At 69.0% G+C, this 24,825-nt stretch carries 22 protein-coding genes and 1 tRNA gene; 9 read left to right on the top strand and 14 right to left on the bottom strand.

Annotated features, from left to right (window positions below; all coding sequences use genetic code 11):
• Positions 1-9 precede the first annotated feature (9 nt).
• A complete protein-coding gene (locus tag ABT123_RS06775) occupies positions 10-2,268 on the top strand; it encodes a (Fe-S)-binding protein (RefSeq protein ID WP_351310491.1) in 2,259 nt (752 codons plus the stop codon).
• Positions 2,269-2,490: 222 nt separating this feature from the next.
• A complete protein-coding gene (locus tag ABT123_RS06770; RefSeq protein WP_351310489.1) occupies positions 2,491-3,414 on the top strand; it encodes a Yip1 family protein in 924 nt (307 codons plus the stop codon).
• 56 nt (positions 3,415-3,470) lie between these two features.
• Here ABT123_RS06770 and ABT123_RS06765 read toward each other — a convergent pair whose 3' ends face one another.
• Genes ABT123_RS06765 through dcd form a run of 3 tightly spaced genes read right to left on the bottom strand, consistent with a single transcriptional unit; the run spans position 3,471 to position 6,255 of the window.
• The gene (locus ABT123_RS06765) at positions 3,471-5,102 is read right to left on the bottom strand and encodes an MFS transporter (protein ID WP_351310487.1); all 1,632 of its coding nucleotides are present in this window, start codon (positions 5,100-5,102) and stop codon (positions 3,471-3,473) included.
• A 57-nt stretch (positions 5,103-5,159) separates the two neighbouring features.
• A complete protein-coding gene (locus ABT123_RS06760) occupies positions 5,160-5,672 on the bottom strand; it encodes a phosphoribosyltransferase (protein ID WP_150208889.1) in 513 nt (170 codons plus the stop codon).
• Positions 5,665-6,255, bottom strand: a complete 591-nt coding sequence (dcd, locus tag ABT123_RS06755) for a dCTP deaminase (protein ID WP_351310485.1) — start codon at positions 6,253-6,255, stop codon at positions 5,665-5,667. The genes ABT123_RS06760 and dcd overlap by 8 nt, the downstream gene beginning before the upstream one ends.
• Positions 6,256-6,715: 460 nt before the next feature.
• Between dcd and ABT123_RS06750 the strand changes: the two genes are divergently transcribed.
• A tRNA-Gly gene (locus tag ABT123_RS06750) sits at positions 6,716-6,786 on the top strand.
• A 171-nt stretch (positions 6,787-6,957) separates the two neighbouring features.
• On the opposite strand, the gene ABT123_RS06745 is transcribed toward ABT123_RS06750, so the two are convergent.
• Positions 6,958-7,395 carry an NUDIX hydrolase gene (locus ABT123_RS06745; RefSeq protein ID WP_351310483.1) on the bottom strand — a complete coding sequence of 146 codons (438 nt, stop codon included), beginning with the start codon at positions 7,393-7,395 and terminating at the stop codon, positions 6,958-6,960.
• 30 nt (positions 7,396-7,425) lie between these two features.
• Entirely contained in the window at positions 7,426-7,746 is a 321-nt protein-coding gene (locus ABT123_RS06740; RefSeq protein WP_351310481.1) for an SDR family oxidoreductase, read from the bottom strand.
• A 443-nt stretch (positions 7,747-8,189) separates the two neighbouring features.
• On the opposite strand from ABT123_RS06740, the gene ABT123_RS06735 reads away from it, so the two are divergent.
• Positions 8,190-9,455, top strand: coding sequence for a Vps62-related protein (locus ABT123_RS06735; RefSeq protein WP_351310480.1), 1,266 nt, complete (start codon positions 8,190-8,192; stop codon positions 9,453-9,455).
• A 101-nt stretch (positions 9,456-9,556) separates the two neighbouring features.
• Here the strand turns inward: ABT123_RS06735 and ABT123_RS06730 are convergent, their stop codons facing one another.
• A complete protein-coding gene (locus tag ABT123_RS06730; protein WP_351310479.1) occupies positions 9,557-10,033 on the bottom strand; it encodes a cupin domain-containing protein in 477 nt (158 codons plus the stop codon).
• Between the two features lie 399 nt (positions 10,034-10,432).
• Here ABT123_RS06730 and ABT123_RS06725 point away from each other — a divergent pair, with 399 nt between their 5' ends.
• Positions 10,433-11,359, top strand: a complete 927-nt coding sequence (locus ABT123_RS06725; protein WP_351310477.1) for a hypothetical protein — start codon at positions 10,433-10,435, stop codon at positions 11,357-11,359.
• Positions 11,360-11,505: 146 nt separating this feature from the next.
• Positions 11,506-12,015 (top strand): DM13 domain-containing protein, encoded by a 510-nt coding sequence (locus ABT123_RS06720; protein ID WP_351310475.1) that lies wholly within the window; start codon positions 11,506-11,508, stop codon positions 12,013-12,015.
• A 98-nt stretch (positions 12,016-12,113) separates the two neighbouring features.
• Here ABT123_RS06720 and ABT123_RS06715 read toward each other — a convergent pair whose 3' ends face one another.
• From ABT123_RS06715 to ABT123_RS06690, 6 genes are all read right to left on the bottom strand, one after another.
• Positions 12,114-13,457 carry a hypothetical protein gene (locus tag ABT123_RS06715; RefSeq protein WP_351310474.1) on the bottom strand — a complete coding sequence of 448 codons (1,344 nt, stop codon included), beginning with the start codon at positions 13,455-13,457 and terminating at the stop codon, positions 12,114-12,116.
• The gene (locus tag ABT123_RS06710; protein WP_351310472.1) at positions 13,450-15,147 is read right to left on the bottom strand and encodes an NAD(P)/FAD-dependent oxidoreductase; all 1,698 of its coding nucleotides are present in this window, start codon (positions 15,145-15,147) and stop codon (positions 13,450-13,452) included. Before ABT123_RS06710 ends, ABT123_RS06715 begins: the two co-directional genes overlap by 8 nt.
• A 31-nt stretch (positions 15,148-15,178) precedes the next feature.
• Complete coding sequence (locus ABT123_RS06705; RefSeq protein ID WP_351310470.1) at positions 15,179-15,412, bottom strand: anti-sigma factor family protein; 234 nt, start codon at positions 15,410-15,412, stop codon at positions 15,179-15,181.
• Entirely contained in the window at positions 15,409-16,083 is a 675-nt protein-coding gene (locus ABT123_RS06700) for an RNA polymerase sigma factor (RefSeq protein ID WP_351310469.1), read from the bottom strand. The genes ABT123_RS06705 and ABT123_RS06700 overlap by 4 nt, the downstream gene beginning before the upstream one ends.
• Positions 16,084-16,207: 124 nt before the next feature.
• Positions 16,208-16,438 (bottom strand): anti-sigma factor family protein, encoded by a 231-nt coding sequence (locus tag ABT123_RS06695; RefSeq protein ID WP_351310467.1) that lies wholly within the window; start codon positions 16,436-16,438, stop codon positions 16,208-16,210.
• A gap of 170 nt (positions 16,439-16,608) precedes the next feature.
• Entirely contained in the window at positions 16,609-17,046 is a 438-nt protein-coding gene (locus ABT123_RS06690) for a hypothetical protein (protein WP_351310465.1), read from the bottom strand.
• 177 nt (positions 17,047-17,223) lie between these two features.
• Here ABT123_RS06690 and ABT123_RS06685 point away from each other — a divergent pair, with 177 nt between their 5' ends.
• Positions 17,224-19,194, top strand: a complete 1,971-nt coding sequence (locus ABT123_RS06685) for a potassium transporter Kup (protein ID WP_351310463.1) — start codon at positions 17,224-17,226, stop codon at positions 19,192-19,194.
• A 13-nt stretch (positions 19,195-19,207) separates the two neighbouring features.
• On the opposite strand, the gene ABT123_RS06680 is transcribed toward ABT123_RS06685, so the two are convergent.
• Together ABT123_RS06680 and ABT123_RS06675 are read right to left on the bottom strand one after the other, a co-directional pair.
• The gene (locus ABT123_RS06680; protein ID WP_351310461.1) at positions 19,208-20,353 is read right to left on the bottom strand and encodes a magnesium and cobalt transport protein CorA; all 1,146 of its coding nucleotides are present in this window, start codon (positions 20,351-20,353) and stop codon (positions 19,208-19,210) included.
• A gap of 283 nt (positions 20,354-20,636) precedes the next feature.
• On the bottom strand, positions 20,637-22,139 hold the full coding sequence (locus ABT123_RS06675) for a hypothetical protein (RefSeq protein ID WP_351310459.1): 1,503 nt from the start codon (positions 22,137-22,139) through the stop codon (positions 20,637-20,639).
• Positions 22,140-22,577: 438 nt separating this feature from the next.
• Between ABT123_RS06675 and ABT123_RS06670 the strand changes: the two genes are divergently transcribed.
• Together ABT123_RS06670 and ABT123_RS06665 are read left to right on the top strand one after the other, a co-directional pair.
• Positions 22,578-23,102, top strand: a complete 525-nt coding sequence (locus tag ABT123_RS06670) for an EF-hand domain-containing protein (protein WP_351310457.1) — start codon at positions 22,578-22,580, stop codon at positions 23,100-23,102.
• A 99-nt stretch (positions 23,103-23,201) separates the two neighbouring features.
• Positions 23,202-24,503, top strand: a complete 1,302-nt coding sequence (locus ABT123_RS06665; RefSeq protein ID WP_351310456.1) for an NAD(P)/FAD-dependent oxidoreductase — start codon at positions 23,202-23,204, stop codon at positions 24,501-24,503.
• Positions 24,504-24,825 lie beyond the last annotated feature (322 nt).

Below are 24,825 nucleotides of genomic sequence, written 5' to 3'. Positions count from 1 at the left end.
GAGCCCCTCATGCAACTCGCCGCGATCATCGTGTCGCTGGTCATCACGGTGGTAGCCGTCGCGCTGTTCGGCCGTGCCATCGCGCAGATCTACCGCTTCGTGAAGCTCGGCCAGCCCGTGCCCGCGGGCACGCGCACCGGCGACCCCAAACAGCGCACCATCACGCTGGCCAAGGAATTCTTCGGCCACACCCGCATGAACCGCTGGGGCGTCATCGGCGTGGCGCACTGGTTCGTGGCGATCGGCTTCTTCTCGCTGCTCCTCACGATCGTCAACGCCTTCGGCCAGCTCTTCCAGGCCGACTGGCTGATCCCGATCATCGGCGACTTCCTGCCGTACGAGGTCTTCACCGAGTTCCTCGGCCTGATGACCGTCCTCGGCATCCTGACCCTGATCGTGATCCGGCAGCTGAGCCGGCCGGGCGCGGCGGGCCGCAAGTCCCGCTTCACCGGCTCCAAGACCGGCCAGGCGTACTTCGTCGAAACCGTCATCCTGATCGTCGGCGTCTGCATCATGACGCTGCGCGCCCTCGAAGGCGTCCAGCACCACGTGACGAGCTGGGAGCCCGGCTTCTTCGCCTCGTACCCGCTGATCGCGCTGCTCGACGGCCTGGACCCGAGCACCATCCAGCACCTCACCTACTTCTTCGCAGCGCTCAAGATCGCCACGTCCTTCACCTGGATGATCGTGGTCTCGCTGAACACGAACATGGGTGTGGCCTGGCACCGCTTCCTCGGCTTCCCGAACATCTGGTTCAAGCGGAACGCCGACGGCTCCACCGCGCTGGGCGCGCTCCAGCCGATGACCAGCGGCGGCAAGGAGATCGACTTCGAGGACCCGGGCGAGGACGACGTCTTCGGCGTCTCCCAGGTCGAGCAGTTCTCCTGGAAGGGCATCCTCGACTTCTCCACCTGCACCGAGTGCGGTCGCTGCCAGTCCCAGTGCCCTGCCTGGAACACCGGCAAGCCGCTCTCCCCGAAGCTCCTGATCATGTCGCTGCGCGACCACGCGCACGCCAAGGCCCCGTACCTGCTGGCCGGCGGCGGCAAGACCATGGAGGGCGAGGAGAAGGCCTCCGAGGAGCAGCTCGCCGGTGTCCCGGCCGCGGCCCTCGCCGAGGCCGAGCGCCCGCTGATCGGCACCGCCGAAGAGAACGGCGTCATCGACCCGGACGTGCTGTGGTCCTGCACCACCTGCGGTGCGTGCGTGGAGCAGTGCCCGGTCGACATCGAGCACATCGACCACATCGTCGACATGCGCCGCTACCAGGTGATGATCGAGTCCGCGTTCCCGTCCGAGGCGGGCACGATGCTCAAGAACCTGGAGAAGAAGGGCAACCCCTGGGGTCTGGCTAAGAAGCAGCGGGTGGAGTGGACCAAGGAGGTCGACTTCGAGGTCCCGATCGTAGGCAAGGACGTCGAGGACCTGTCCGAGGTCGACTACCTCTACTGGGTCGGCTGCGCCGGCGCCCTCGAGGACCGCGCCAAGAAGACCACCAAGGCCTTCGCGGAGCTGCTGCACATGGCGGGCGTCAAGTTCGCGATCATGGGCGGCGAGGAGAAGTGCACCGGTGACTCGCCGCGCCGCCTGGGCAACGAGCCGCTGTTCCAGCAGCTCGGCCAGGAGAACGTCGCGATGCTGAACATGGCGTTCGGCGAGGACGACGAGGACGAGTCGACGAAGAAGCCGAAGTCGGCGAAGAAGATCGTCTCGACCTGCCCGCACTGCTTCAACACGATCGCCAACGAGTACCCGCAGCTGGGCGGCGAGTACGAGGTCATCCACCACACGCAGCTGCTCCAGCACCTCATCGACGAGGGCAAGCTGATCCCGGTGACCCCGGTCGACGGGCTCATCACGTACCACGACCCGTGCTACCTGGGCCGCCACAACAAGGTCTATACGCCGCCGCGCGAGATCATGTCCGCCGTCCCGGGCCTGCGCCAGCAGGAGATGCACCGCCACAAGGAGCGCGGCTTCTGCTGTGGCGCCGGTGGCGCGCGGATGTGGATGGAGGAGCGGATCGGCAAGCGCATCAACAACGAGCGCGTCGACGAGGCCCTGTCCCTCAACCCGGACATCGTGTCCACCGCCTGCCCGTTCTGCCTGGTCATGCTGACCGACTCGGTCAACGGCAAGAAGAACGACGGCGAGGCGAAGGAGTCGGTGCAGGTCGTGGATGTGGCGCAGCTGCTGCTGGAGTCGGTGAAGACCCCGGTGGCGGACGCCCCGGAGGCGGCACCGGCGGAGCCGGAGCCCGCGAAGTAGTTCCGTTCCGTTCCGTACGTACGTGAAGGCGGCCGGCCCCCTCGGCGAGAGGGGGCCGGCCGCCTTCGTACGGGCTCACACATAAAGGCCCATACCGGGACAGAGCGTACCGGGGGAAATCCCCCCAGGGTTCCCCTAAGGGATGTCACAGCTCAGCCGCAAAGGGCGCGGGTTCGGGCCGCCCGTACGCAACGGCCCGTCAGACCAGGTACGTTCGATCACGTGGCTGGATTCAGGATCGGGCGCGGCCGGGACAACAACCGCGGCCCTCAACAACCCCCGCGGCAGCAGCCGTACGGTCAGCAGCACCCGCAGGCGCCGTACGGCGGACAGCCGTACCCGCAGGCTGCCCCGCCGCCTCAGCAGGCGTGGCAGCAGCCGACCGGGGGTCACGGCGAGCCGGAGTACTTCGACCCGCACGCCCACCCGGGCCCGGGCGGCCCCGGCGGCGGCCCGGCGTACGGCTACCAGCCCGGGCCGGGGCCCGCGCCCGCGGCGTCGTACGCGAACAACCCCGGTCACACCCAGGCCTTCGCCATCGGCGAGGACCCGTACAGCCAGGGCGCGACCTACCAGGCGGGCGGGAACGCAGCCCCGCCGGCCGGGCCCAGGCTGGGCTGGAAGGACCTGCTCCGGGGCATCGTGACGCAGCCCGGGCACACCTTCCTGCGGATGCGGGACCACGCCGTCTGGGCGCCGGCGCTGATCGTCACCTTCCTCTACGGCCTGCTCGCCGTCTTCGGCTTCGACAAGGCACGCGAGGACGCGATCAACGCGACCCTCACCAACGCCGTCCCGATCGTCCTGTCGGCCGGTGTGGCCTTCGTGATCTGCGGCCTGATCCTGGGAGCCGTCACCCACACGCTGGCCCGCCAGCTGGGCGGCGACGGGTCCTGGCAGCCGACGGTGGGCCTGTCCATGCTGATCATGTCGGTGACGGACGCGCCGCGCCTGCTCTTCGCCATGTTCCTGGGCGGTAACCACACCCTGGTCCAGGGCCTGGGCTGGCTGACCTGGCTGGCGGCCGGCTTCCTCTTCACCACGCTGATCGCGAAGTCGCACGATCTGCCCTGGCTGAAGGCGCTGGGCGCGTCGGCGATCCAGCTGATCGCCCTGCTCTCCCTCATCAAGCTCGGCACCCTCTGACGGACCTGACGGATTACCGGAAGGGGCGGCACGCGAAACGCGTGCCGCCCCTTCCGCTACGTGGTCGTCGACTGGGGCTGGGTGGTCGGGATGCGCTGGAGGAAGAACAGCGCGACGAGCGAGGCGAGCGCGAGGATGGCGAGCGCGGCGCGCAGGCCGTCGAGCCGCGCTTCGGCGTTCGCGTCGAGGGCGGCCTGGGTCATCTCCTCGCTCACCCCCGCAGCTTCGAAGGCCTCCGTCAGGTCCGCGTCCGAGAGGAACGGCACACCGCTCTGCAGCTGCACGGTCGCCTGGCTCTTGACCTCGGCCGGGACCGCCGGATTCTGCTCGATGCCGGCCAGGAAGGAGGCGGTGAGCGCGGCGATCAGGATCGACCCGGCGAGCGCCGTGCCGACCGAGGCACCGAGGTTGGTGACGGCGTTCTGTACGCCGCCGACCTCCGTGCTCTGCTCGTCCGGTACGGCGGACACGGTGACCGACCCGAGCTGAGAGGCGAGCGCGCCCATGCCCAGCCCGACGAACAGCAGGGGGACGGTGACCACTTCCGGGCCGGCGCCCAGGTCGAGCGCCGCCATCAGGGCCACCGCTCCCGCGAGCAGCGCCAGCAGCCCGAGCCGCACCACCCGCCGCGGCGAGGCGTCCGGGCGGAAGCGCGGGATCAGGGCCGCGGCTGCGAGCAGGGAAAGGGAGAGGGGCAGGATGCGCACCCCGGTCTCGATCGCGGTGAGGCCCAGGGCGACGGACAGGTACAGCGGCAGGACGAAGAACACGCCCATCATCACGAGGTACTGGAAGAAGAACATCGTCAGGCCACCGGTGAGCTGCCGGTTCTCCAGTATGGCCGGGTCCAGGAGCGGCTCCCGGCCCCGCTCCACCACGCGGGCCTCCCAGCGGAGGAAGAGCCAGAGGAGCAGCAGACCGGCCAGCAACAGCCACACGACCAGCGAGATCCCGAGCCAGGCGGGCGCGTCGGGCTTCGGCTGGAACCAGCCCCATTCGTCCGAGCGGAGCAGGCCGTAGACGAAGATCCCGAGGCCCAGGGCGGAGAGCAGGACGCCGAAGAGGTCGATGCGCGGGCGGGCGCCGAGCTCGGCGTCGGCGATGCGGCGGGCGAGGACGAGGATGCCGAGCACCATCACGACCTCGCCGGCGAACACCCAGCGCCAGGAGAAGTACGTGGTCGCGATCCCGCCCACGAGCGGCCCGAGCCCGATCGCGATGGCCCCCGCCGCCGCGACGAGTCCATAGGCGGCCGGGCGGCGCTCGGTGGTGAAGTTGCCGGCCACGAGCGCCACGATGGAGGGCAGGATGAGTGAGGCTCCGAGCCCTTCGAGGAGCGACCAGCCGAGCATGAGCACGGTCAGGTTCGGGGCGAGCGCCGTGGTCAGCGAACCGGCTCCGTAGATGCAGCAGCCGATCATGAAGGCACGCTTGCGGCCGATCAGCCCCCCGATCTTGCCACCGGGGATCATGAACATGGCCATCACCAGCGTGTAGGCCGTGATGGCGCCCTGGATGCCCGTCACGGTGGTGCCGATGTCGTCGGCCACCGTCGCGATCGAGACGTTCATGACGGAGCTGTCGAGCGCCATCAGGAACTGGCCGGACGCGAGGGTCAGCAGGACGAATCCCGCTGCCGCCGTCGTCGCCGTCGCCGCGCGGCCAACTGAGCCTGCCCCGGAATTCATTGGCACATCGTCCCAGATGTCCCAATTACCCGATTCCACGACCCGCCGTGCGGTCGACTACAGCGCGTCCTTGGAAGGCGTGATCGCCTGGCCCGCCTTGCGTACCGGCGGGAGGACGCTCCACGGGAAGTTGATCCAGTCGTCGGTCTTCTTCCACACGTATTCGCACTTCACGAGGGAGTGCGACTTCTCGTAGATGACCGCGGAACGGACCTCGGCCACCGTGCCGAGGCAGAAGTCGTGGACCAGCTTCAGCGTCTTGCCGGTATCGGCGACATCGTCGGCGATCAGCACCTTCTTGTCGGAGAAGTCGATCGCGTCCGGCACCGGCGCCAGCATGACGGGCATTTCCAGGGTGGTCCCCACGCCGGTGTAGAACTCCACATTCACCAGGTGGATGTTCTTGCAGTCGAGCGCGTAGGCCAGCCCGCCGGCGACGAAAACGCCGCCGCGGGCAATGCTCAGAATGATGTCGGGCTCGTAGCCGTCGTCGGCAATGGTCTGCGCGAGCTCCTGTACGGCCTGCCCGAAAGCCGTGTAGTCGAGGTTCTCGGGTACCACGTCACTCATGCCGGTCGCCTACCTGGGTGCGATGGAAGTTCTGGAAGGAACGCGAGGCGGTCGGACCGCGCTGGCCCTGGTACCTCGACCCGTACCGCTCACTTCCGTACGGGAACTCCGCGGGCGAGCTGAGCCGGAACATGCACAGCTGTCCGATCTTCATCCCGGGCCACAGCTTGATCGGGAGCGTCGCGAGGTTCGACAGCTCCAAGGTCACGTGCCCGGAGAAACCCGGATCGATGAAACCGGCCGTGGAGTGCGTGACCAGCCCCAGCCGACCGAGACTCGACTTCCCCTCCAGTCTGGAGGCAATGTCCTCGGGCAGCGAGATGACCTCGTACGTCGAGGCGAGCACGAATTCCCCGGGGTGGAGGATGAAGGCCTCGTCCCCCTCCGGCTCGACCATCCTGGTCAGATCCGGCTGCTCGATGGCAGGGTCGATGTGTGCGTAACGGTGGTTCTCGAACACCCGGAAAAACCGGTCGAGCCGCACGTCGATGCTGGAGGGCTGCACCATCGACTCGTCGAACGGGTCGATGCGAACCCGTCCGCTGTCGATCTCGGCCCGGATGTCCTTGTCTGAGAGAAGCACGCCCCGAGGATACGCAGAGCGCGCGGGCCACCCCCAATCGAGAGCCGCCGCGCGCGTCCCCACCCCGCCGCTGCTACCGCTTCACGGCCCCGACGGGCACGGCATGCCGCAGCCGCGCGCACCGAGGACACCGGATGAGCCGCCCGGGCCCGAGCCGGGCGGCGCCGAGCTGACGCAGCGGGAACGAAGCGGTGCTGAAAACGTGCCCTTCGGCACAACGGACGACGGTGTGCTCCATCGAGTCCCTTTCCCCATGAACCGTACTGCGACGAATCGCCACATTAGGGGATGATCGGGACCTCGCTCCACCCGCCGCTCCGACCCCCCACGGTACGCCCCAACTCCCGCCGCCACACCCGCTCCTGCGACCCGGACAACACAACGACCCCCGGCGCGCACGCCGGGGGTCGAGCATGGGGTAAAGTGTGCAACGATGCGGCATCAAGCAACGAGCCGCTGTGCGGATGTAGTTTAATGGTAGAACATGAGCTTCCCAAGCTTATAGCGCGGGTTCGATTCCCGTCATCCGCTCTTGAACGAAGGCCCAGGTCACAGACCTGGGCCTTCGTCGTTGTCTAGACCTGTCAACCCCTCGCCGCGCCCTCCGCGTGCCCCAACTCCCGCTCATGCCCACGATGGGCATGCCACCAGGGCCGGCTCATCTCAGTGCCGGCCCCAGCGATGTGTTGACGCGTCGAAGGCTCAGCGCGTTGCCTCGCCTCCGAGGCTTCCGGCGCTGATGGCGCCCCGCAGGACGTGGGCGATCTCCTCGGGCTTGAGGTCGATGCCGTCGAGCCCCTCCACGGTCAGCGAGATCTCCTCCAGCGCGTATTCGCCGCGGCCCTCGGCGCTGAACTCCGGACCGGTGCGGTCGTCGAAGGACCAGGTCGTGATGCGGGCGAGATAGAAGAGCTGACGCTCGTCGTCGGACTCCATCGTGTGGAGGAGGCGGATGATGTCAGCCTTCCCCGCGATCTCCTCGTGGATCTCCCTGTGGAGGGCGGCCTCCCGGGACTCGTCGCTGGGCTCGACGCCGCCGCCGGGGAGAACCCAGTACTCGGGGATGTCGGGCTTCGTACGGCGGATGACCAGCATCGTGTCGTCAGCGGTGACGAGGACGGCGCGGACTCGTTCCTTCATTTCGGTCTGTCTCCTTGCTTGTTGGCGTCTTCAGTGCAGCAGCCAGCCGCCGTCGACGTGGACGGATTGCCCAGTGATGAACGACGCGGAGGGACCCCCGAGGAACGCGACCAGGGCCGCGACATCCTCGGGCCGTCCACGGCGGGGGACGCACTGGCGCTTGATCTGGTCCTCCGGACGTGCACGGTGCTGGGCGGGGATGGTGTTCTCCGCCTCGACCTGGATGGCGCCGGGCATGACCGTGTTGACGCAGACCCCGCGGGCGTGGACGCTGCCGATGTTCACGATCCGCCCCCAGCGGCGTTCGATCATGCCGGGGGTCACCGCGTGGCAGGTGCGGTAGTGGAGCATTCGCCCAACTGCGCTGAGGCCAACGTGCGCTCAGCAGGACGAAGAGACCGCCGGGAGAGCGGACTATCCTGACGGTGGCCAGGGACCGTGCCACTACGTGCCAGTAGGAGCGGTCCTCAGCGGTCACCAGAGGGCCTGAACCGACCTCCAGCGCGCACCTCTCGGCAGGCATTCCAGCAGGTCAGAAGCTTGCGGGCGGTCAAGTACCGAGTGGTTCCCAAGCTTATAGCGCGGGTTCGATTCCCGTCATCCGCTCTTGAACGAAGGCCCTGGTCAGAGACCAGGGCCTTCGTCGTTGCCCAGACCTCCTGAGGGCCGCAGTGGACAACCCGATCGGCCACTACACAGAGCGACGTTAACACTGCTATTTGTAACCACGTCGATACGGTACGTCCTCGCGATCAAGGCCCCTCGTCGGTCGGAGGACGGCGAGAGAGGTGGACATGGCTACGAAGACGATGGCGTTCGGTGAACTCGAACTGGCCTTCACAGACAAGTTCTCGTGGTGCTGGGACGACGAGGACACCGGCGGGGAGCACTGGGTCAGCTTCTGGCACCCCGAAGCCCCCAAGGGGTTCCTGCCCCTGGGCACCATGGCCATCCCGGCCTGGGGGTCGGCAAATCTGAACCCCACGACCGGGGCCAAGAAGGTCACGGACCATGTGGTGGCCCTCTGCGTGAAGGAGAGCGGCACGACCGCGAAGGACATGGCGCCGCCGCTCGCCGCCCCGATCGCCTACGAGAAGATCTGGAGGGACGTCGGCACGGGCGGCAAGTACAAGGGCTCCCTGTGGCGTCCCATCCCGCCCGAGGGCTACGTGGCCATGGGGTGCGTGGTGCCCAAGGACAGCTACGAGGAGCCCTCGCTGGACGCCGTGACGTGCGTGCGCGCCGACCTCACCGACCAGTCCACGGCGACCCTGGTCTACAACGACAAGGGCACCGGCGGAAAGGAGGCCGTGAGCGCCTGGCGGAACGACGTCCCGCCGGCCTACGTCGACAACACGAGCGGCGACACGCGCGCCCTGATCAGCGCCAACACGTTCACCTCCCACGCCGCCTACGGCAAGCCCAAGTCGCTGCCGGACATGCGGGTTCTCTGTCTGCCCATGCCGACCGTGAAGGAACCCTGGCCGCCCGCACCCGAGCTGTCCGGCAGGTCACGGCCGGCCGAAAGGACGGATCCGGTCACCGCCAACGCCCTGTGGATTCCGTTCACCGCCGTCAGCGACTCCGAACGGTCGGTTCCCTGGAAGCTCCAGCACTCGCCGTTCTACCGGATCGAACGGAAGGTGAGCTGGGAGCTGGTCGACCACATCGACAACAACACCGAATCACCGGCCAAGCTCTCCAGGGCCATCACGACGGGCGTGGAAAAGGAGAGCGCGCACGCCTTCCAACTCTCCACGGGCATCTCGGTCAACGCGACCGCGGGAGTCAGTGGCGTTGTGGCGAGCGCGTCCGTCAGCACCACGTACAGCCTGGAGCTCGGCTTCTCCCAGTCGACATCCGTCAAGGAGCTGGAGTCCAAGACCGTCACCGTGGAGAAGGACGTCCTGCCCGACACGTCCCTGGCGGTCTGGGTCGGCTCGAACAGCCTCCAGGTAGTGCGCGCGGACCACACACTCGTCGGCTCGCCCCTGCAGTTCAGGGGAAAGAACAGCGTCCGCTACGACCAGTACCCCGACAAGGCTTCGGCCTCGAAGTAGCCCTCTCCATCGACGAGTTCCGCCCTGCTGGGGCGTGCGGCCGGCTGCCGCACGCCCCGGCGTCTGGGGACAGGGCCGCTGTCTCGACAAGCCCTCGCTGGTCAGGCGTGCTCGTCCGACGGCTGGCGGGGAGGCTGGACCGACCAGCTTGGCGGCTCGTCGTTGCCCGACTCTTCATCGCGCTCCGCGTCGGCGGCCGTCGCCTGAACCTTGTTCGGCGCGTGGTGGACCGGCGCGTACACGGCGTAGAGCTGCAGCGTCTCGTCCCCGATGTTGGTGACGTTGTGCCAAGTGCCAGCGGGCACGAAGACCGCCCAGCCGTCCTCGACCTCCTGGTCGAAGTCGAGGCGGTCCTTCGTTTGGCCCATCTGGACCCGTCCCCGGCCCGCGTCGAGCCGGAGAAACTGATCGGTCTCCGGGTGCGCCTCCAGGCCGATGTCCTCACCCACGGGGATCGACATGAGGGTCAGCTGAAGGTACTTCCCGGACCAGGCGACCGCACGGTAGTTCGTGTTCTCAAGCGTCGCCCTCTCGAGGTCGAAGCTTTGAGGTTCCGGCCCGATGTCCTTGATGGTCATACTTCTCTCCCGGTCGACGGAGGCGATGCACGGCCGCGGCCCGCTGCCACATCCCGCGGTGCGCCCGGTCGTGTAGTGGACCGGGTCCGTACAGTCGATGCCAGTCGCGCCGGCCAGGCGCCGACGCGACACATCCATCATCGAGTACCGAGCGGCACACTCCGGTTACGACGAGCAACACAGCGGGGAGACCTGTCCGGCCTGATCTGTCGCGTGTGCCCGGTGTGACACGAAGGTCGTCGACTGCCGCTACCGCCGTCGGGTCCGCCCGCCGCACAGCTCACACCGGCCGGCTGAACTGCCCGGTCGTGCTTCCGCCGAACCCGCTTGTAACGCTCGGCCGTTTCGCGGCACTGACAGGTATGAGCCATGACGACCTGCAGCGAAAGGCTGAGAATCATGACTGTTGAGAGCGTCGAGACCGTTCCCACCTGCGCCTACCCGGGCTGCACCCACGCGCCCGAGCCGAAGGCGCCCGGCGCGGAGGGGCCGGCCTCCCGCTACTGCGACCACCCCGACCACAACGCGCTGGGCGCGTTCAGGAAGTTCCGCGCCAAGCGGCAGCAGCGCAAGGAGGACAAGCGCGCGGCGGCCGAGGCCGCCAAGGCGGCCAAGGAGGAGGCGAAGGGAGCCGCTCAGGCGGCACCGGTCGCCGGGCAGTCGTGGCCCACCTCCTCCGTACCCGGGGCCGAGGTCGTGTCCCAGGAGCACGGACACGCCCCCGCCGCCGAGACGTCCGAGCCCGCCCCGGCCCCGGCCCTGGCCCCGGCGGAAGCCGTGCACAGTGAGATGGGCTCGACGGAGGAGGCCATGGAGGCGATGGAGGCCGTGGCTTCCATGGCGATGGCCGATTGTGGCGACGGCGCCCAGTCCCGCGACACCGTCGTCGCGCTCATCAAGCAGCTCTCCGCCGATCTCCCCGCCTACATCGAGGAGTTGGCGATCATCACCGACTCCGCGGCGGCCGAGGCGCGCATCGAGACGGTCACCCGCGCCTCCGCGCAGCGCATCCTCGCCGCCGAGGAGCGCGCCACGCTCGCCGAGGAGGCGGCCGACATGGCCGTCACCGCGCTCGACACCGCGGCCGACAAGTTCGCCCAGGAGACCACCGCGATCCGCGAGGAGGCCGCGCACAAGGTCGCCGACGCCGAGTTCGTCCGGGCCGAGCTGGAGCGCTACCGCGAGCGCGTCGCCATGCTCGAAGTCCGCCTCGACGCCGTCCGCGACGAGGCCGACGAGCTGCGCCGCGCCCGCGTGGCCACTCCCGCAGCCGCGAGCTCCCCGGGCACCCCTGCCGAGCAGGCGCAGCCCGCCGCGGGCTGCTGAACGTCGTAGACGGACCGGAGCGGCGGACGTTCATCTGTAACGTTCGCCGCTCTTTCCGTCTCTGAATGCCCAGTGCCCAGGGCGCCGGGGCAGTTGCCGATGCCGCCTCCGCGCCCACGAACACCCGAGAAGAAGCGGAAAACCTCATGTGCCGTAGCAAGCGCCGCAACGCCCTCTGGATCACCACCGCCGCCGTCGTCATCGTGGCAGCCGTCGGGCTGTACCTCTTCCAGCCCTGGAAGCTGTTCACCACGGACCGTGTGGACGAGGCGCCTCCCGCGGCAGCCGGCCAGCAGGCGGGCACGGTCAAGCAGGTGGCGAACGGGGCGTTCATCTCGCACGAGCACGAGACCAGCGGCTCGGTCGAGATCCAGCAGCTCGCCGACGGGAAGGCGAACCTGCGCCTGACGAACCTGCGCACCTCCGACGGTCCGGCCCTGCACGTGTGGCTCAGCGACCAGCCGGTCAACAAGGGCGGCGGCGGCAACCTCGACGACGGCAAGCACATCGACCTCGGCGACCTCAAGGGCAACGAGGGCAACCAGAACTACGCGATCCCCGCCGGCACCGACCTGAACAAGTTCTCCACGGTGACCATCTGGTGCGAGCGCTTCAGCGTCTCCTTCGGCGCGGCCGAGCTGAAGCAGCGCGCCTGACGGAGTCGGGTCAGTCGGGTCGCACGGAAAAGCCGAGGAGCGGGTGGCGACATGCCACCCGCTCCTCGGCTTTCCGGATCCTCCCGGACCAACAGCCCCTACGACACCAGGATCGGGATGAGCAGCGCCACGCACGCCGTCAGGCTCCACAGCGCGGGCGCCGTGCTCAGCGTCTGCTCGTGACGCGCCGCCGCCCGCGCCGCAACCGCCTCGCTGCGGGACTGGTGCCACGGGCCGACCCGCTCCTCCAACCGCTGGTACACCAGGCCGAGTACGGCGCCGTAGGCGAGGTGGCCGACCAGCGAAGGGAAGGACTCGGCCAGCGCGGCGGCGCCCCACCGGGGTGCCTCGCCGAGCAGTACGGGAAGCAGCGTCAGGTTGCCCAGGATCCACCAGAGGAAGCCGTACGACACCCCCCAGCCGGTTCCCGAGGCCGGGTCGAAGCTGCGTCGGCGGAAGAAGACCGCGTACGTGACGCCCACGACCTGAGAGATCAGCAGATGGATGACGAGGCCCACGGCCTGGGACTCCGAGCCGACCAGGGTGGCGACGGTCGGCAGGAAGCCCACGGCGACCATGACCCCGGTGAAGATCGCACCGCCGGCCAGGCCGGCGACGACGCCGTGCCAGACCGAGATCACTCGCCCACCGGCCAGGCGTCCTTCCAGCGCGTGCCGTACGTCGTCCGAGAACACCGCCCGCGACAGGCCGCCCAGCCAGCCGGTGAGCAGGGCGGTACCGGCGCCCAGCAGCAGGAAACCGGGCAGGGACACCACCGCGGTACGCACCGCGTCCGGCGTCCACTGAAGGCCCCGGCCGGCCAGCAGGGGCGCGACCGTCACGGCCGCGAGCACCCACCACGCGAAGCCGAAGCAGGCGCCGCGCACCAGCGCCGGGCCACCGCCCTCGCCGGGGTCGCCGAACATCACCGCGTACGAGGCGCCGAGCACCACCCCGACGATCAGCCCGTTCCAGCCGAGCCCCAGCACCGGGGCGACGACCAGCCCGGCGACCGACGCGCGCACCAGGATTCCGGGCCCGATCCGGCGCCCCCCGCCTGCCATCAGGGCGAGGACGGCGGCCGTGACCGCTCCGTACGCCAGGTGGCCGAGCAGGCTGGGGATCAACGCCTGCGCCGTCGCCACGTCCCAGGCCACCGGCCTGCCGAGCAGGAGCGGTAGCAGCGTCAGCGGCCCGAGGAACCACCACAGCACACCGTACGCAAGCCCCCAGAACAGCAGCTCGCGCTGGCGCGCCACGAGGAGCCCGAAGATGCCCCCGACGATCGCGGCGATCAGCAGGTGGACGGCGAAGCCCACGACGGACGAGTCGGTTCTGACGAGGGCTGCGACGGTGGGCAGGAAGCCGATCTGCACCATCACCGCGCCGAAGACCAGTCCTCCCGCGAGGCCGGCCAGGGCTCCGAATCCGGCGTTACGCATGACGGTCCTCCTTCTTCGAAACGGTCGAAACGGTCGGGGCGGTCGCGGTGGTCGCGGTGGTCGCGGTGGTCGAGAGGGCGATGTCTCTGGGGAAGACGAGGTCGAGGGTCCAGTCGGCGAGGACCCGCAGCCGCTTCTCCACACCGGGCAGCTTGCTCAGATAGACCCCGCGCCACAGGACCCAGGCGAGGAACCCGGAGACCCGACGCCCGCCGATCTCGCCGACGGCCGTACGGTGCCCCAGCGAGACCAGCACGCCGAGCCCGCCGAAGCGGAACGGGGCGGGACGGCGGCCACCGAGGACCGCAGCGATGTTCCGCGCCACCGCCTTGCCCTCGCGGATCGCGTGCTGCGCGGTCGGCGGGTAGAAGCCGCCCGCCGGGTCGGGGATCCGCGCGCAGTCGCCCAGCGCCCACAGCCCGGGTGCGCCGGGGACCTGCAAGGTGGGTTCCACCGCGACCGGCCCCTCGGTCCCCTGCGCGATCTGCCGCACCAGCGGGTTCGGCCGGTTGCCCGCCGTCCAGGCCAGGGTCCGGGTGGGGATGGTCTCGCCGGAGTTCAGCGTGATCTCCTCGGCGGTGGCCCTGCTCACCCGCGCGCCGAGACGGAACTCGATGCCCCGCCCGCCGAGTTTGCGCTGCGTGTAGAGGCCGAGCTCGGGTGACAGCTCCGGCAGCAGCCGCTCTCCCGCGTGCACGATCACGAACCTGGGCCGCAGCCCGTGCAGGCGCGGGTAGAGGTGGAGCACGTCATGGACGAGGTCGAACAGTTCGGCCACCAGCTCCGTACCGGCGAATCCGCCGCCCGCGACCACGAATGTCAGCAACCGGGCCTGCTCGGCCGGGTCCGGCTCCAGATCGGCCCGCTCCAGCGCGCCCAGGACCTGGTTGCGCAGCGCCGTCGCATCCTCCACGGACTTGATCGGGAAGGCGTGCTCGCCCACTCCCGGCAGGTCGAAGAAGTGCGGCACCCCGCCGACCGCGAGGACCAGATGGTCGTACGGGACCCGGAGCATCCCCTCCTTGCCGACGGAGACGTACGCGCTGCGCGCCCGCGTATCGATGGAGGCCACCCGCCCGTGCAGGAAGGAGGCGTGGTCGAGCCCGACCCGCACCGGGGCGCTGACATGTCTGGCCTCCACCGTGCTGGAGGCGACGCCGACGAGGAGCGGGGTGAAGAGGAGGGAATTCGAGTCGCTGATCAGCGTCACATGGGCGTCGAGCCCACGGCCGATCCGCCGGTCCAGTTCCCGCGCGGCCCCGACCCCGCCGAAGCCACCACCGACGATCACCACATGGGGTTTGGCCCGCTGGGGTGCCGGGCGCGGCGGGAACCAGGCCGACAGGGCGTGGAACAGGAGCCCGGTGATCGCGCCGAACAGAGCGGCGCCGACGAGCTCGGGGAAGCGCGCCACGGCCACCGCGATCGACCACGACGGTGTGTGCCCCTCAAGGACGGGGGCGAGGGTGAGGGTCCAGGTCACCCAGTCGAGCAGGCCGATGAGCAGACCGACGGAGAAGGCCGAGCCGTTGCTCTGCCGGTGCTCGCCGAAGAGGAGGCCGAGTACGGCACCCAGCACCACCGTGTGCCCGGCCCACTGGATCCACGGCGGGTCCGTCGCGAGCGCGACGACCACGCCACCGGGCAGTCCGGCGACAACGCCGAACAAGAGTCTTCTGAGCAGAGTCATGCACGTTCAGTGCGGGCGCGCCGCACGAGCGTTACACGTCCCGCTGCCAGTCCCGGAAGGCGGAGAGGAGGTGCTGCCTGGCGTCCGACGAGATGCCGTCCGGGGTCAGTTCGCCCGTGGTGGCGATCGTCTGACGGAACTGGTCGAGGTAGTTCTCGCACCCGGAGCACTCCGCCAGGTGCTCGATGAAGCGCCGCTCGTCCCCTTCGGACAACGCGCCGTCGAGGAACTCGGTCACCAGCTCAACGAAGTCGTTGCAGTTCACGCGTGTCCCCTCCCGCCCTCGACGCCATGGGCACTGAACAAGTACGACTCCAGCTTACGGCGCAGCAGGGCCCTGCCCCGGTGGAGGAGGACACGCTGGTTCCCCGGCGAGATCTCAAGGAGCGAGCACACCTCCTCGGATCCGTACCCGGCGACGTCGCGCAGGGTGATCACGGTACGGAGGCGGGGCGGGAGCTCGTCGATGGCCTCCGCGATCACCTCGCGGACCTCGCCGCGCAGCACGTGGTCCTCGGGAATGTGCCAGGGGCGCGGTTCCTGCCCGGCGACCCAGTGCCCGGCGTACCTCTCGCCGGGGGCGCGGAAGCGCTCGGCGTCGACCGTCGGCCCTTCCTCCTCCTCCGGCAGCAGGCTGGCGAAGGGGACGGTCCTGCTCTCCTTCGTGCCGCGCGCCTTGGCGGTGTTGACGAGGATCCGGTACACCCACGTCTTCAGGGACGCGCGGCCCTCGAAACCGTTGATGCCCCTGATGACCGCCAGCCAGGTGTCCTGGACGGCCTCCTCGGCGGAGTCCTTGGTCGACACGAACGACATGGCGAGCCGGAGCATGCCGCCCGACCAGGAATCCAGGACCAGGGCGAACGCCTCCTCGTCGCCGGCGCGGAGGCGCTGCACCAGGACCTCGTCCGGGGGCAGTTCGCGTGGGCCCGCCATTGGTCTCTCCTTGCCGGACGTCAACTGGAAGCGCCAGCCTAGGGCAGCAGGGCACGTGCGGACATCCGCAGGGTGCGTTCGTTCACCTCTCAGTAAGAACCTTCACTGCGGGCGGCAGCCGAGGTCAGTCGCGCGGCAGGCTGCGGAACGCCCCGAGGAGTCGATCGCGCGCCGCAGGGGCGAGGCCCGGGCCGGGCTGGGCGCCGACAGCCGCGACGGTCTGCCGGAACTGGCCGAGGTACGTCTCGCAGCCCTCGCACCGCGCCAGGTGCACGAGACAACGCAGCTCGGTCGGCTCCCCCATGGCGCCGTCGAGAAACTCGGTCACCAGCTCAACGAACTCGGCGCAGTTCATGGCACCTGCCTGTTCTCGCGCGGCGGACGGACGGCCGACTCCTCAGCGACTCATCCCGGTGAGGAGCCAACACCTATCATGCGCCTGTCGCGGCGCCGGACCCAGCCACGGCGGCCCCGGCGGGCTGCGCCGTGGGCACCCCCGATCTCCAGGTCGCCCAGCCTGTGGGTTCAGTCCAGGCCAAGGGCTTCGAGGTGAGCGAGGAAGACCGCGACCAGCCGAGGGCGCGTGACGTCGGGGACCGTGGCGTCGGGCAGGTCCTCCTCCAGCCCCCAGGCCGTATTGAAGGTCATCGCCATGCCGTCGGGGACGACGTGCTCCCGCAGCCAGCCAACGAAGTTCGCGGCGGACTGTGCGGTGCAGTCCAGGACGGAAATGCCTTCCGGCTGCAGCCGGGCGAACCCTTCCAGTTCCTCGTCGTCGAGGGTGATGCCGTAGTGCATGGCGGAGCCACGGATCTGCCCGTGGTTGTCGATGCGAATGAACTCGTCGGGATCCCGCTCCAGCAGCCGGTCCCGCAGTGATTCGTACGTCAGGCCCCATGACTGTCCCTCGATGGGCGTGAAGACGTACATGGTGCGGAGTTCGGCGAGCTGGGACGGGTCCACGGTTGGGCTCCTCGGGCAGTGCTGGGTGGGCGGTTCAGGGGACGTAGCGGGCGTAGCCCTTGACGCCGCCGCTCGAATGGTGCGGCGCGTATCTGCGGGTGGTTGCGCAGGGATCGGTAGGGTCCGCCGCAATGCATCTGGCCTGCGGCACAGCCGCCCGCGCCGAGGAGGAGCACCATGGCCGATCGCCGGCACGGGACGGAGTCGGGTGGTGAGGCCGCATCGCGGCTGCCGGAGGGCAGTGGTCCGAGCGGGCGGGAGGCGGTGCGTCTCGCGTTGGTGGTCGGTGCTCTCGGCGTGGTCTTCGGCGACATCGGAACCAGCCCGATCTACACCCTTCAGACCGTGTTCAACCCGAGCGACCCGCACCCGGTCCCGGTCACCACGGAAAACGTGTACGGGGTGGTCTCGCTCGTGTTCTGGTCGGTGGTCATCATCGTCCTGGTCACCTATGTGCTGCTGGCGATGCGCGCCGACAACGACGGCGAGGGCGGCATCATGGCGCTGATCACCCTGCTTCGGCGGTGGGGCTCACAGCAGGGCCGGCGGGCCACGGGCACGCTGGTCGCGCTGGGTATCTTCGGCGCGGCGCTGTTCTTCGGTGACAGCATGATCACCCCGGCGATCTCGGTACTGTCCGCGGTCGAGGGGCTCAAGGTCGTCGAGCCGTCGCTGGAAAGCGTGGTCGTGCCGGTCACCGCGGTGATCATCGTGTTGCTGTTCGTGGTGCAGCGCAGGGGAACCGCGGTGGTGGGCCGGGTGTTCGGGCCGGTGATGATCGTGTGGTTCCTCGCCATCGGCGCGGTCGGCGCGGTCGGCATCGCCGACCATCCGGAGATCCTCAGGGCGCTGTCGCCGACCTATGCCCTGGGCTTTCTGTTCGGCCATTTCGGTACCGCCTTCTTCGCCCTGGCCGCGGTCGTGCTCGCGGTCACCGGCGCCGAGGCGCTGTACGCCGACATGGGGCACTTCGGCCGCCGGTCGATCACCCGTGGCTGGCTGTTCCTGGTCTTCCCCGCGTGCGTGCTGAGCTACTTCGGCCAGGGCGCGCTGATCCTCGCCGATCCGGCCAACACGAGCAGCCCGTTCTTCCTGCTCGTGCCCGACTGGGGACGATGGCCGATGGTCTTTCTGGCCACGGCGGCGACGGTGATCGCCTCCCAGGCGGTGATCACCGGCGCGTACTCGGTCGCGTCCCAGGCCGCTCAGCTCGGCTACCTGCCGAGGCTGCGGATCGCGTACACCTCCGAGTCCACCATGGGCCAGGTCTACGTTCCCTGGATCAACTGGCTGCTGATGGTCTCGGTCCTCACCCTGGTCTTCGCCTTCCGCACCTCCACGGCGCTGGCCTTCGCCTTCGGCATGGCGGTGACCGGGACCATCACCATCACCACCCTGCTGTACTTCTACGTCGCCCGGGTGAAGTGGGGCACACCGGTGTGGGTGCTCGCCATCGGCGCGTCCGTACTGCTCTTCGTGGACCTGCTGTTCGTGGCCGCCAACCTGACCAAGCTCGTCCACGGCGCGTGGCTGCCGCTGCTGATCGGCGTCATCGCATTCACCGTCATGACCACCTGGCGGCGAGGCCGCGAGCTCGTCACCGCGGAGCGGGAACGGCACGAGGGCTCGCTGCGCGAGTTCATCGAGCAACTGCGCAGCGGAACGGCGGCAACGAGCCGTGTCCCCGGCACGGCCGTCTTCCTCAATCGCGGCAAGCAGACCGCGCCCCTGGCCATGCGGGCCAACGTCGAGCACAACCACGTACGGCACGACCAGGTCGTGATCATGTCACTCGAGACGGAGCCGGTGCCCCGGGTCCCGGACGACCGGCGGAGCGTCGTCGACGACCTCGGCTACGCCGACGACGGGATCATCCACGTCACCGCCCGGTTCGGCTATATGGAGACACCGGACGTGCCCGGCGCTCTGGCGATGCTCGACCCCGCCACGACCGAGGGGCGGCTCCGACTCGACGAGGCCTCCTACTTCCTGTCGAAGATCGAGCTCCGCCGAGGAAAGGCGCCCACGATGGCGCCATGGCGCAAACGGCTGTTCATCGCGACGTCCTACATCACCGCCGACGCCGCCGAGTACTTCGGCCTGCCCCGCGACCAGACGGTGATCATGGGCTCGCACATCGACGTCTAGAGCCAGTCCCGGTCTAGAGCCAGTCCCGGCGCTTGAAGACCACGTACAGGCTCAGGCACACGACACCCATCAGCGACAGGGCGAAGGGATATCCGAGGACCCAGCCGAGCTCGGGCATGGTCTCGAAGTTCATGCCGTAGATCGTGCCCACCAGGGTCGGGGCGAAGAGGATCGCCGCCCAGGCGGAGATTTTCTTGATCTCCTCGTTCTGGGCGTGGCCGGCGTGGGCCAGCTGCTTCATCTCCTCGTTCTGCTGCTGGGTGACCAGGGTGGCGTTGACGGCGAGGATGTCCTGGAGTGCCAGGCGGAATCCGTCGACGCGTTCGGTGACGTGGGTGGCGTGGTCGGCCACGTCACGCAGGTAGCGGCGCAGCTCCTCGTCGATGCCGTACTTCTCGAATCCCGCGGTCAGCCCGTCCAGGATCCGTGCCAGGGGGCGGGTCGCGCGGGCGAACTCCACCACTTCCCGGGAGAGCTCGTAGATGCGGCGCGAGACCTTCGGGTCGCCCCGGAAGACCTCGGTCTCGATCTCGTCGACGTCGTTCTCCACGCCGGCCACCACGGGCGCGTAGCCGTCGACGACCGCGTCGAGGATCGCGTACAACACGGCCTCGGGGCCGCGCTTGAGGAGATCCGGGGTGTTCTCCATACGGCGCCGGACCGCCGCCAGATCCGGGGCGGCTCCGTGGCGGACGGTGATCACGAAGTCGGGTCCGACGAAGACGTGCAGCTCGCCGAAGTCGACCTCCTCGGCCGCGTCCAGGTAGCGGGCGGCGCGGAGCACCACGAACAGGGTGTCGCCGTAGCGTTCCAGCTTGGGCCGCTGGTGCGCCTCCAGGGCGTCCTCGACCGCGAGGGGGTGCAGGTCGAACTCCTCCGCGACGGACAGCAGCTCGGCTTCGGTAGGACGGTGCAGGCCGATCCAGGCCATGCCGCCTTCCGCCTCGCGCAGCTTGGCGAAGGTCTCGGCGAGTGAGTCGTGGGTGCTGGTGCGGACGCCGTCGTGGTACAGCGCGGCGGTGATCACACTGTCGGTACGGGGCAGCTGCTGCTCGACCGCTACAGCCGTGCTCGGCCGGTCATCGGCGGGGCGGGGCTGAGCGGGGCGCTTGGCCGGGTTTTTGAATGCGCGCAGGGCACGCAGACGACGCTCGGACACGGCGTAGTCCTTCCGCAGGCAGGCGGTGAGAAGGCGTTCGGGATGCACGAGGGCACGCCGCAGACGCAGCCTGCGGACCGGGCTAGGGTCCGGTCGTCGGGGCAGCGTCCCGCGGCGTGCGACTGGGAGGTTCACCACACATCGTGGATCTCACCTTCCTTTCGGTACGCGCGGGACAGAGGCCAGCCAGCAGGGTATACCCGCCGGATGAATTCTCCCGACCGGGTGTGGTTACGGCGCAATGCCGGAACCACACCCCTGTCACGTCACCTGTCACGTCACCTCAGGCGACGTTGAACTTGTTGGCGCGGGCCACGGCCAGCGAACGCCAGAGCTGGCGCTCCATCGCGTCGAAGACGTGATCCACCAGCTTGAGGGCGATGTCCGCCCCGTCGGCGGAGAGCGGGGCCACGGGAACGCCGTCCACCACGCCCCCCGTGTTGAGGCCCGCCTCCGGCGGGTCGTGCCGGCCGCTGAGGTAGTCGAGCCTCAGGCCGGTTTCCCTCTCGACGTCGGCGGCGAGCCGCTGGGTGTGCGCGAAGAACTCTTCCCCTGTCGACTCGAGCGCGGCCATCATCCACCAGCGCACGGCCGGGTCACGGTGGCGCAGGGCGAGCTTGATGAACTCGATCATGTTCTCCCGGTGAAGGTCCATGTCCTGATCGAGGAAGAGGAACTCCAGGGTGTCACTGGCGGAGTGGCCCAACAGCGTGTCGATGTCGAGGGCGGCCCAGTCGGACAGGAACAGGTCGCTGTGCCCGGACAGGCGGCCGGCCCAGGCGTTGACGGCGCGCTCGGCGTCGTTCTGCGGCGCCGCGTACGTCATGGCGTACCGGTTCAGATCGCGGTACCCCAGGATGTCCATCACCCACATGGGGATGAAGCGCTTGAGCTTCCGTTCCGCCGAGAGACCGTTGTCCTCGCGCAGCCACGCGTAGAAGGGATGAGCGGCGACCTGGGCCTTCCGCTGCGCGAGCCGGCGCGCCACGTCCTCTTCCCGTCGGCTCCCCGGCTTGATCGGCATGGGCGGCGCGGTCCACTCGGTCGTCGCGCGGGAGGGTTCCACCACGCGTCGCGGCACCGTGGCCGAGTCCACGTACTTCTGCGCGTACTCGTGGAATCCGTCGAAGAGCCGCTCGAAGATGTCGAACATGCGATGACACAGTTCTTTGGACTGCTCTCGACGGCCGGCATCGAGACAGACCTCCTCGAACACGCCCTCGGTGTTCGCGACATGCCCGGATTCCAGGCCAAGGTGGTAGGGGCCGAAGTACCGGTATTTCCGACCGTTCCGCTCGGCGAGCTCGGAGGCGATCGCCGCCGTGTTGCTGAGCATCACGTGGCCGGTCGCCTCGCCTGCCTCGGAGTGGCCGAAGCGGACGAGCGCGTCGTCGCCGTCGTCGACCGCCAGCGACACGAACTCGACCCCACTGCGGCGGAAGACCTCCTGCTCCGGGGAGAGGAACAGCCACCAGAGCGTGTCGCTGGCCCGCCACCCCAGATGACCGTCGAGGTCCTGCTCGCGCCAGTCCTCCAGGAACATGCGGGAGTGCCGCTCGTCCTCCTGCGTACCCAGGTTGATGACCCACTCGAACTCGTCGCGCGGCTCGGGGAAGCGCAGCACCCAGCGATTCATGTCCCTGAACTGCATGATGAAGAAGGCCGCCATGGGGGCGAACTTCAACCGGTCTTCGAGATGCACGGAGTCCCCGTGCAGCCAGTCGAAGAACGGATGCTTGCCGATGTCCGCCTGCCGGCTGTCCCGCAGGACCATTACCTCTTGCACGGTCGATCACTCCGTCCGGGATGGATCTGGGCTGTGAGCGCCACGGGCCCCGAACCGGCACGCGAACCGGCACGCGCCGGTGCCGCTGGTCGTCCACCCGCGAGAAGTGCTCGCTCAACGTCGCCGAGCATATGCAGTGAGTGACGGTGGGCCGGGGTTGCCGCGGGGCACCCCCTTCGGCCCAAGCCCCTCCGCCGAACGCGGGTGACCCGCACGGGTGACACGAACGAACCCACGCCCGATTCACTCGCCAAGGTGAAGCACGCCGACGATCAGGCGATACGGACCGACGGACGGCCACCGATACCCCACGCCATCGCTGCGCCACCGGCGAGGTCTGCGCTAACCTGCGACCGATCACGCAAAGTAGTCGACTTGCGACTTTGCGCTATCGGCGCGAGTAGCAGTCGCCTCCCCCCTCGTAGAAGGAGTGACCGCATGACAACAGCGCCAACTGTCCGGGGCCGGCTCACCGAGCGGTTCGACCTGTGGGACAACGACGGCAACGGCATGCTCGAGCGCAGCGACTTCGAAGCGGAAGCGCGCAAGGTTCTCAAGGCGTTCGGCGAGAAAGAAAGCACCCCCCGTGGGCACGCGGTGCTGAGCACGTACATGGGCCTGTGGAACTACATCGCGGAGAAGGCCGGCTCCACGCAGGGCGTGTCCCGCGAGCAGTTCGAACAGATCGGTGAGGACGTCATCGGCCGGGGAGCCACCGGTTGGGCCTCCGTGGTGCGCCCTCACATCGCCGCGGTGGCGCAGCTCTGCGACACCGACGGGGACGGGAAGATCAGCCAGGAAGAGTTCGCGAAGTGGCTCAAGGCCGTCGGCAGCACGCACGACTCCGCTGACGCGTTCAGGCAGATCGACACGAACAACCACGGGCACCTCTCGATGGACGAACTGAACGCCGCGGTCGAGGCGTACGGCGAAGGCAGGCTGAAGGTCTCGCTTCTGAACTGAAGCCCGCCAGGCATGCCCATCCGTGCTCCGAGCGGAACAGGACGCTCGGAGCACGCGCATGTCCGCGGGGAACATCCGGAACGTCAAGGAGGAGTCCCCATGTCCAGGAACCAGTACGACGTGATCGTTGTCGGCGCGCGCTGCGCCGGATCACCGACCGCGGCCCTTCTCGCCGGAAAGGGGTATGACGTCCTCCTGGTCGACCGGGCGACGTTCCCGAGTGACACGGTCTCGACGCACGCCGTCCACACGCCGGGCGTCGCGGCTCTGCAGAGATGGGGCCTGCTGGACCGGTTGCGGGCGACGGGATGCCCTCCGATCTCCACCTACGCCTTCGACTTCGGCAGTGCCGCCATCGCCGGCTCTCCTGGGCTGGAGCACGCACCTGTCGCCTACGCCCCACGCCGGACGGTGCTGGACAAGCTGCTCGTGGACGCCGCGTCGGAGGCCGGGGTGGAGGTGCGCGAGGGATTCAGCGTGACGGGGCTCCACTTCGAACGTGACCGGGTCGCCGGAATCCGAGGCGGCGGGAAGGGTGGAACCACTGTTCTGGAACGGGCCCGTCTGGTCATCGGAGCCGACGGTCTGCACTCGTCCGTCGCCCGTGCCGTGGAGGCGGAGCAGTACCACGAGAGGCCACGTCTGGAGGCCGCCTACTACAGCTACTGGAGCGGCCTGCCGATGAGCGGCCGGGTGGAGACGTACGTCCGCCCTGGACGGGCGTTCACCGCGTTTCCCACCCACGACGACCTGACGTTGGTCGTGGGCTGCTGGCCTTACGCGGAGTTCCAGGTCCACAGGACGAACGTCGAGAGCACCTTCAGCGCGATGTTCGACGCGGTGCCATCCTTCGCCGAACGGGTGAGGGCCGCCACGCGGGAGGCACGCTTCGTCGGCGCCGCCATCCCCAACTTCTTCCGCAAACCCTACGGTCCGGGATGGGCGCTGGTGGGTGACGCGGGGTACACCCGGGACGCCGTCACCGCCCAGGGCATTTCCGACGCGTTCCAGGACGCCGAGATGTGTGCCACGGCCGTCGACGAGGCACTGTCGGGGAGGCGCTCGTACGGCGACGCCATGAAAGCCTGGCATTCCGCCCGTGACGCACGGGTTCTGCCCATGTACGACTTCACCTGCGAGCTGGCCCGCTGCGGCCCGCTCCCGGCCGAGCTCGTTCAGCTGCTGGAAGCCATGCAAGGCAACCAGGAGGCCATGGACGGATTCGCCCGGTTGTACGCCGGCGCCATGCCACCGGCGGAGTTCTTCTCCCCGGCCAACATCGCAGGCATCCTCTCCCACCACACCGGCCCCCCGCCCCAGCGAACCCACCCGAACGGCCCAGGCGGACAGCTCCACCCGGACCACACCCGCCGCGGGGCGCCGCACCCTGTGGTGGGCTGAGGTCGGCGGAGGTGTCGAGGCCGAAGCCGGCCGGGTCTACCAGCTCTACTTCGATTTTTGCGACACCACCACGACGACAACCAGGTCACGGGCGCTCGGCCGCCTCACGGGCGAGGAGGGGGGCGTTCCACGGCCGCTACGATCAGGTGCATGCCGCACCAGGCTCCCGACGACGCCCCTGAACCATCCCGCCGGTCTGCTGCCCGCCGAGCGCCTGCCACCGGTAGAATCGACAATTCAGCGGGCAGCGGGCAGCGGGCAGCGGGCAGCGGGCAGCGGGCAGCGGGCAGCGGGCAGCGGGCAGCGGGCAGCGGGCAGCGGG

The organism is Streptomyces sp. NPDC002054, from assembly GCF_040296685.1.
In the GTDB taxonomy this organism is placed as follows: Bacteria; Actinomycetota; Actinomycetes; order Streptomycetales; family Streptomycetaceae; genus Streptomyces.
Note: the sequence above shows the minus strand (reverse complement) of the source record. Positions and strands in the feature narration are given on the sequence as shown.

What these genes read in the sequence shown, in the direction of transcription:
- ABT123_RS06765 (WP_351310487.1), bottom strand. Translation starts at nt 5,102, where the DNA reads ATGAATTCCGGGGCAGGCTCAGTTGGCCGCGCGGCGACGGCGACGACG.
- ABT123_RS06700 (WP_351310469.1), bottom strand. Translation starts at nt 16,083, where the DNA reads ATGGCGGGCCCACGCGAACTGCCCCCGGACGAGGTCCTGGTGCAGCGC.
- ABT123_RS06685 (WP_351310463.1), top strand. Translation starts at nt 17,224, where the DNA reads ATGGCCGATCGCCGGCACGGGACGGAGTCGGGTGGTGAGGCCGCATCG.
- ABT123_RS06740 (WP_351310481.1), bottom strand. Translation starts at nt 7,746, where the DNA reads ATGCTCCACTACCGCACCTGCCACGCGGTGACCCCCGGCATGATCGAA.
- ABT123_RS06715 (WP_351310474.1), bottom strand. Translation starts at nt 13,457, where the DNA reads ATGCGTAACGCCGGATTCGGAGCCCTGGCCGGCCTCGCGGGAGGACTG.
- ABT123_RS06665 (WP_351310456.1), top strand. Translation starts at nt 23,202, where the DNA reads ATGTCCAGGAACCAGTACGACGTGATCGTTGTCGGCGCGCGCTGCGCC.
- ABT123_RS06730 (WP_351310479.1), bottom strand. Translation starts at nt 10,033, where the DNA reads ATGACCATCAAGGACATCGGGCCGGAACCTCAAAGCTTCGACCTCGAG.
- ABT123_RS06725 (WP_351310477.1), top strand. Translation starts at nt 10,433, where the DNA reads ATGACTGTTGAGAGCGTCGAGACCGTTCCCACCTGCGCCTACCCGGGC.
- ABT123_RS06735 (WP_351310480.1), top strand. Translation starts at nt 8,190, where the DNA reads ATGGCTACGAAGACGATGGCGTTCGGTGAACTCGAACTGGCCTTCACA.
- ABT123_RS06670 (WP_351310457.1), top strand. Translation starts at nt 22,578, where the DNA reads ATGACAACAGCGCCAACTGTCCGGGGCCGGCTCACCGAGCGGTTCGAC.
- ABT123_RS06710 (WP_351310472.1), bottom strand. Translation starts at nt 15,147, where the DNA reads ATGACTCTGCTCAGAAGACTCTTGTTCGGCGTTGTCGCCGGACTGCCC.
- ABT123_RS06760 (WP_150208889.1), bottom strand. Translation starts at nt 5,672, where the DNA reads ATGAGTGACGTGGTACCCGAGAACCTCGACTACACGGCTTTCGGGCAG.
- ABT123_RS06720 (WP_351310475.1), top strand. Translation starts at nt 11,506, where the DNA reads ATGTGCCGTAGCAAGCGCCGCAACGCCCTCTGGATCACCACCGCCGCC.
- ABT123_RS06745 (WP_351310483.1), bottom strand. Translation starts at nt 7,395, where the DNA reads ATGAAGGAACGAGTCCGCGCCGTCCTCGTCACCGCTGACGACACGATG.
- ABT123_RS06695 (WP_351310467.1), bottom strand. Translation starts at nt 16,438, where the DNA reads ATGAACTGCGCCGAGTTCGTTGAGCTGGTGACCGAGTTTCTCGACGGC.
- ABT123_RS06775 (WP_351310491.1), top strand. Translation starts at nt 10, where the DNA reads ATGCAACTCGCCGCGATCATCGTGTCGCTGGTCATCACGGTGGTAGCC.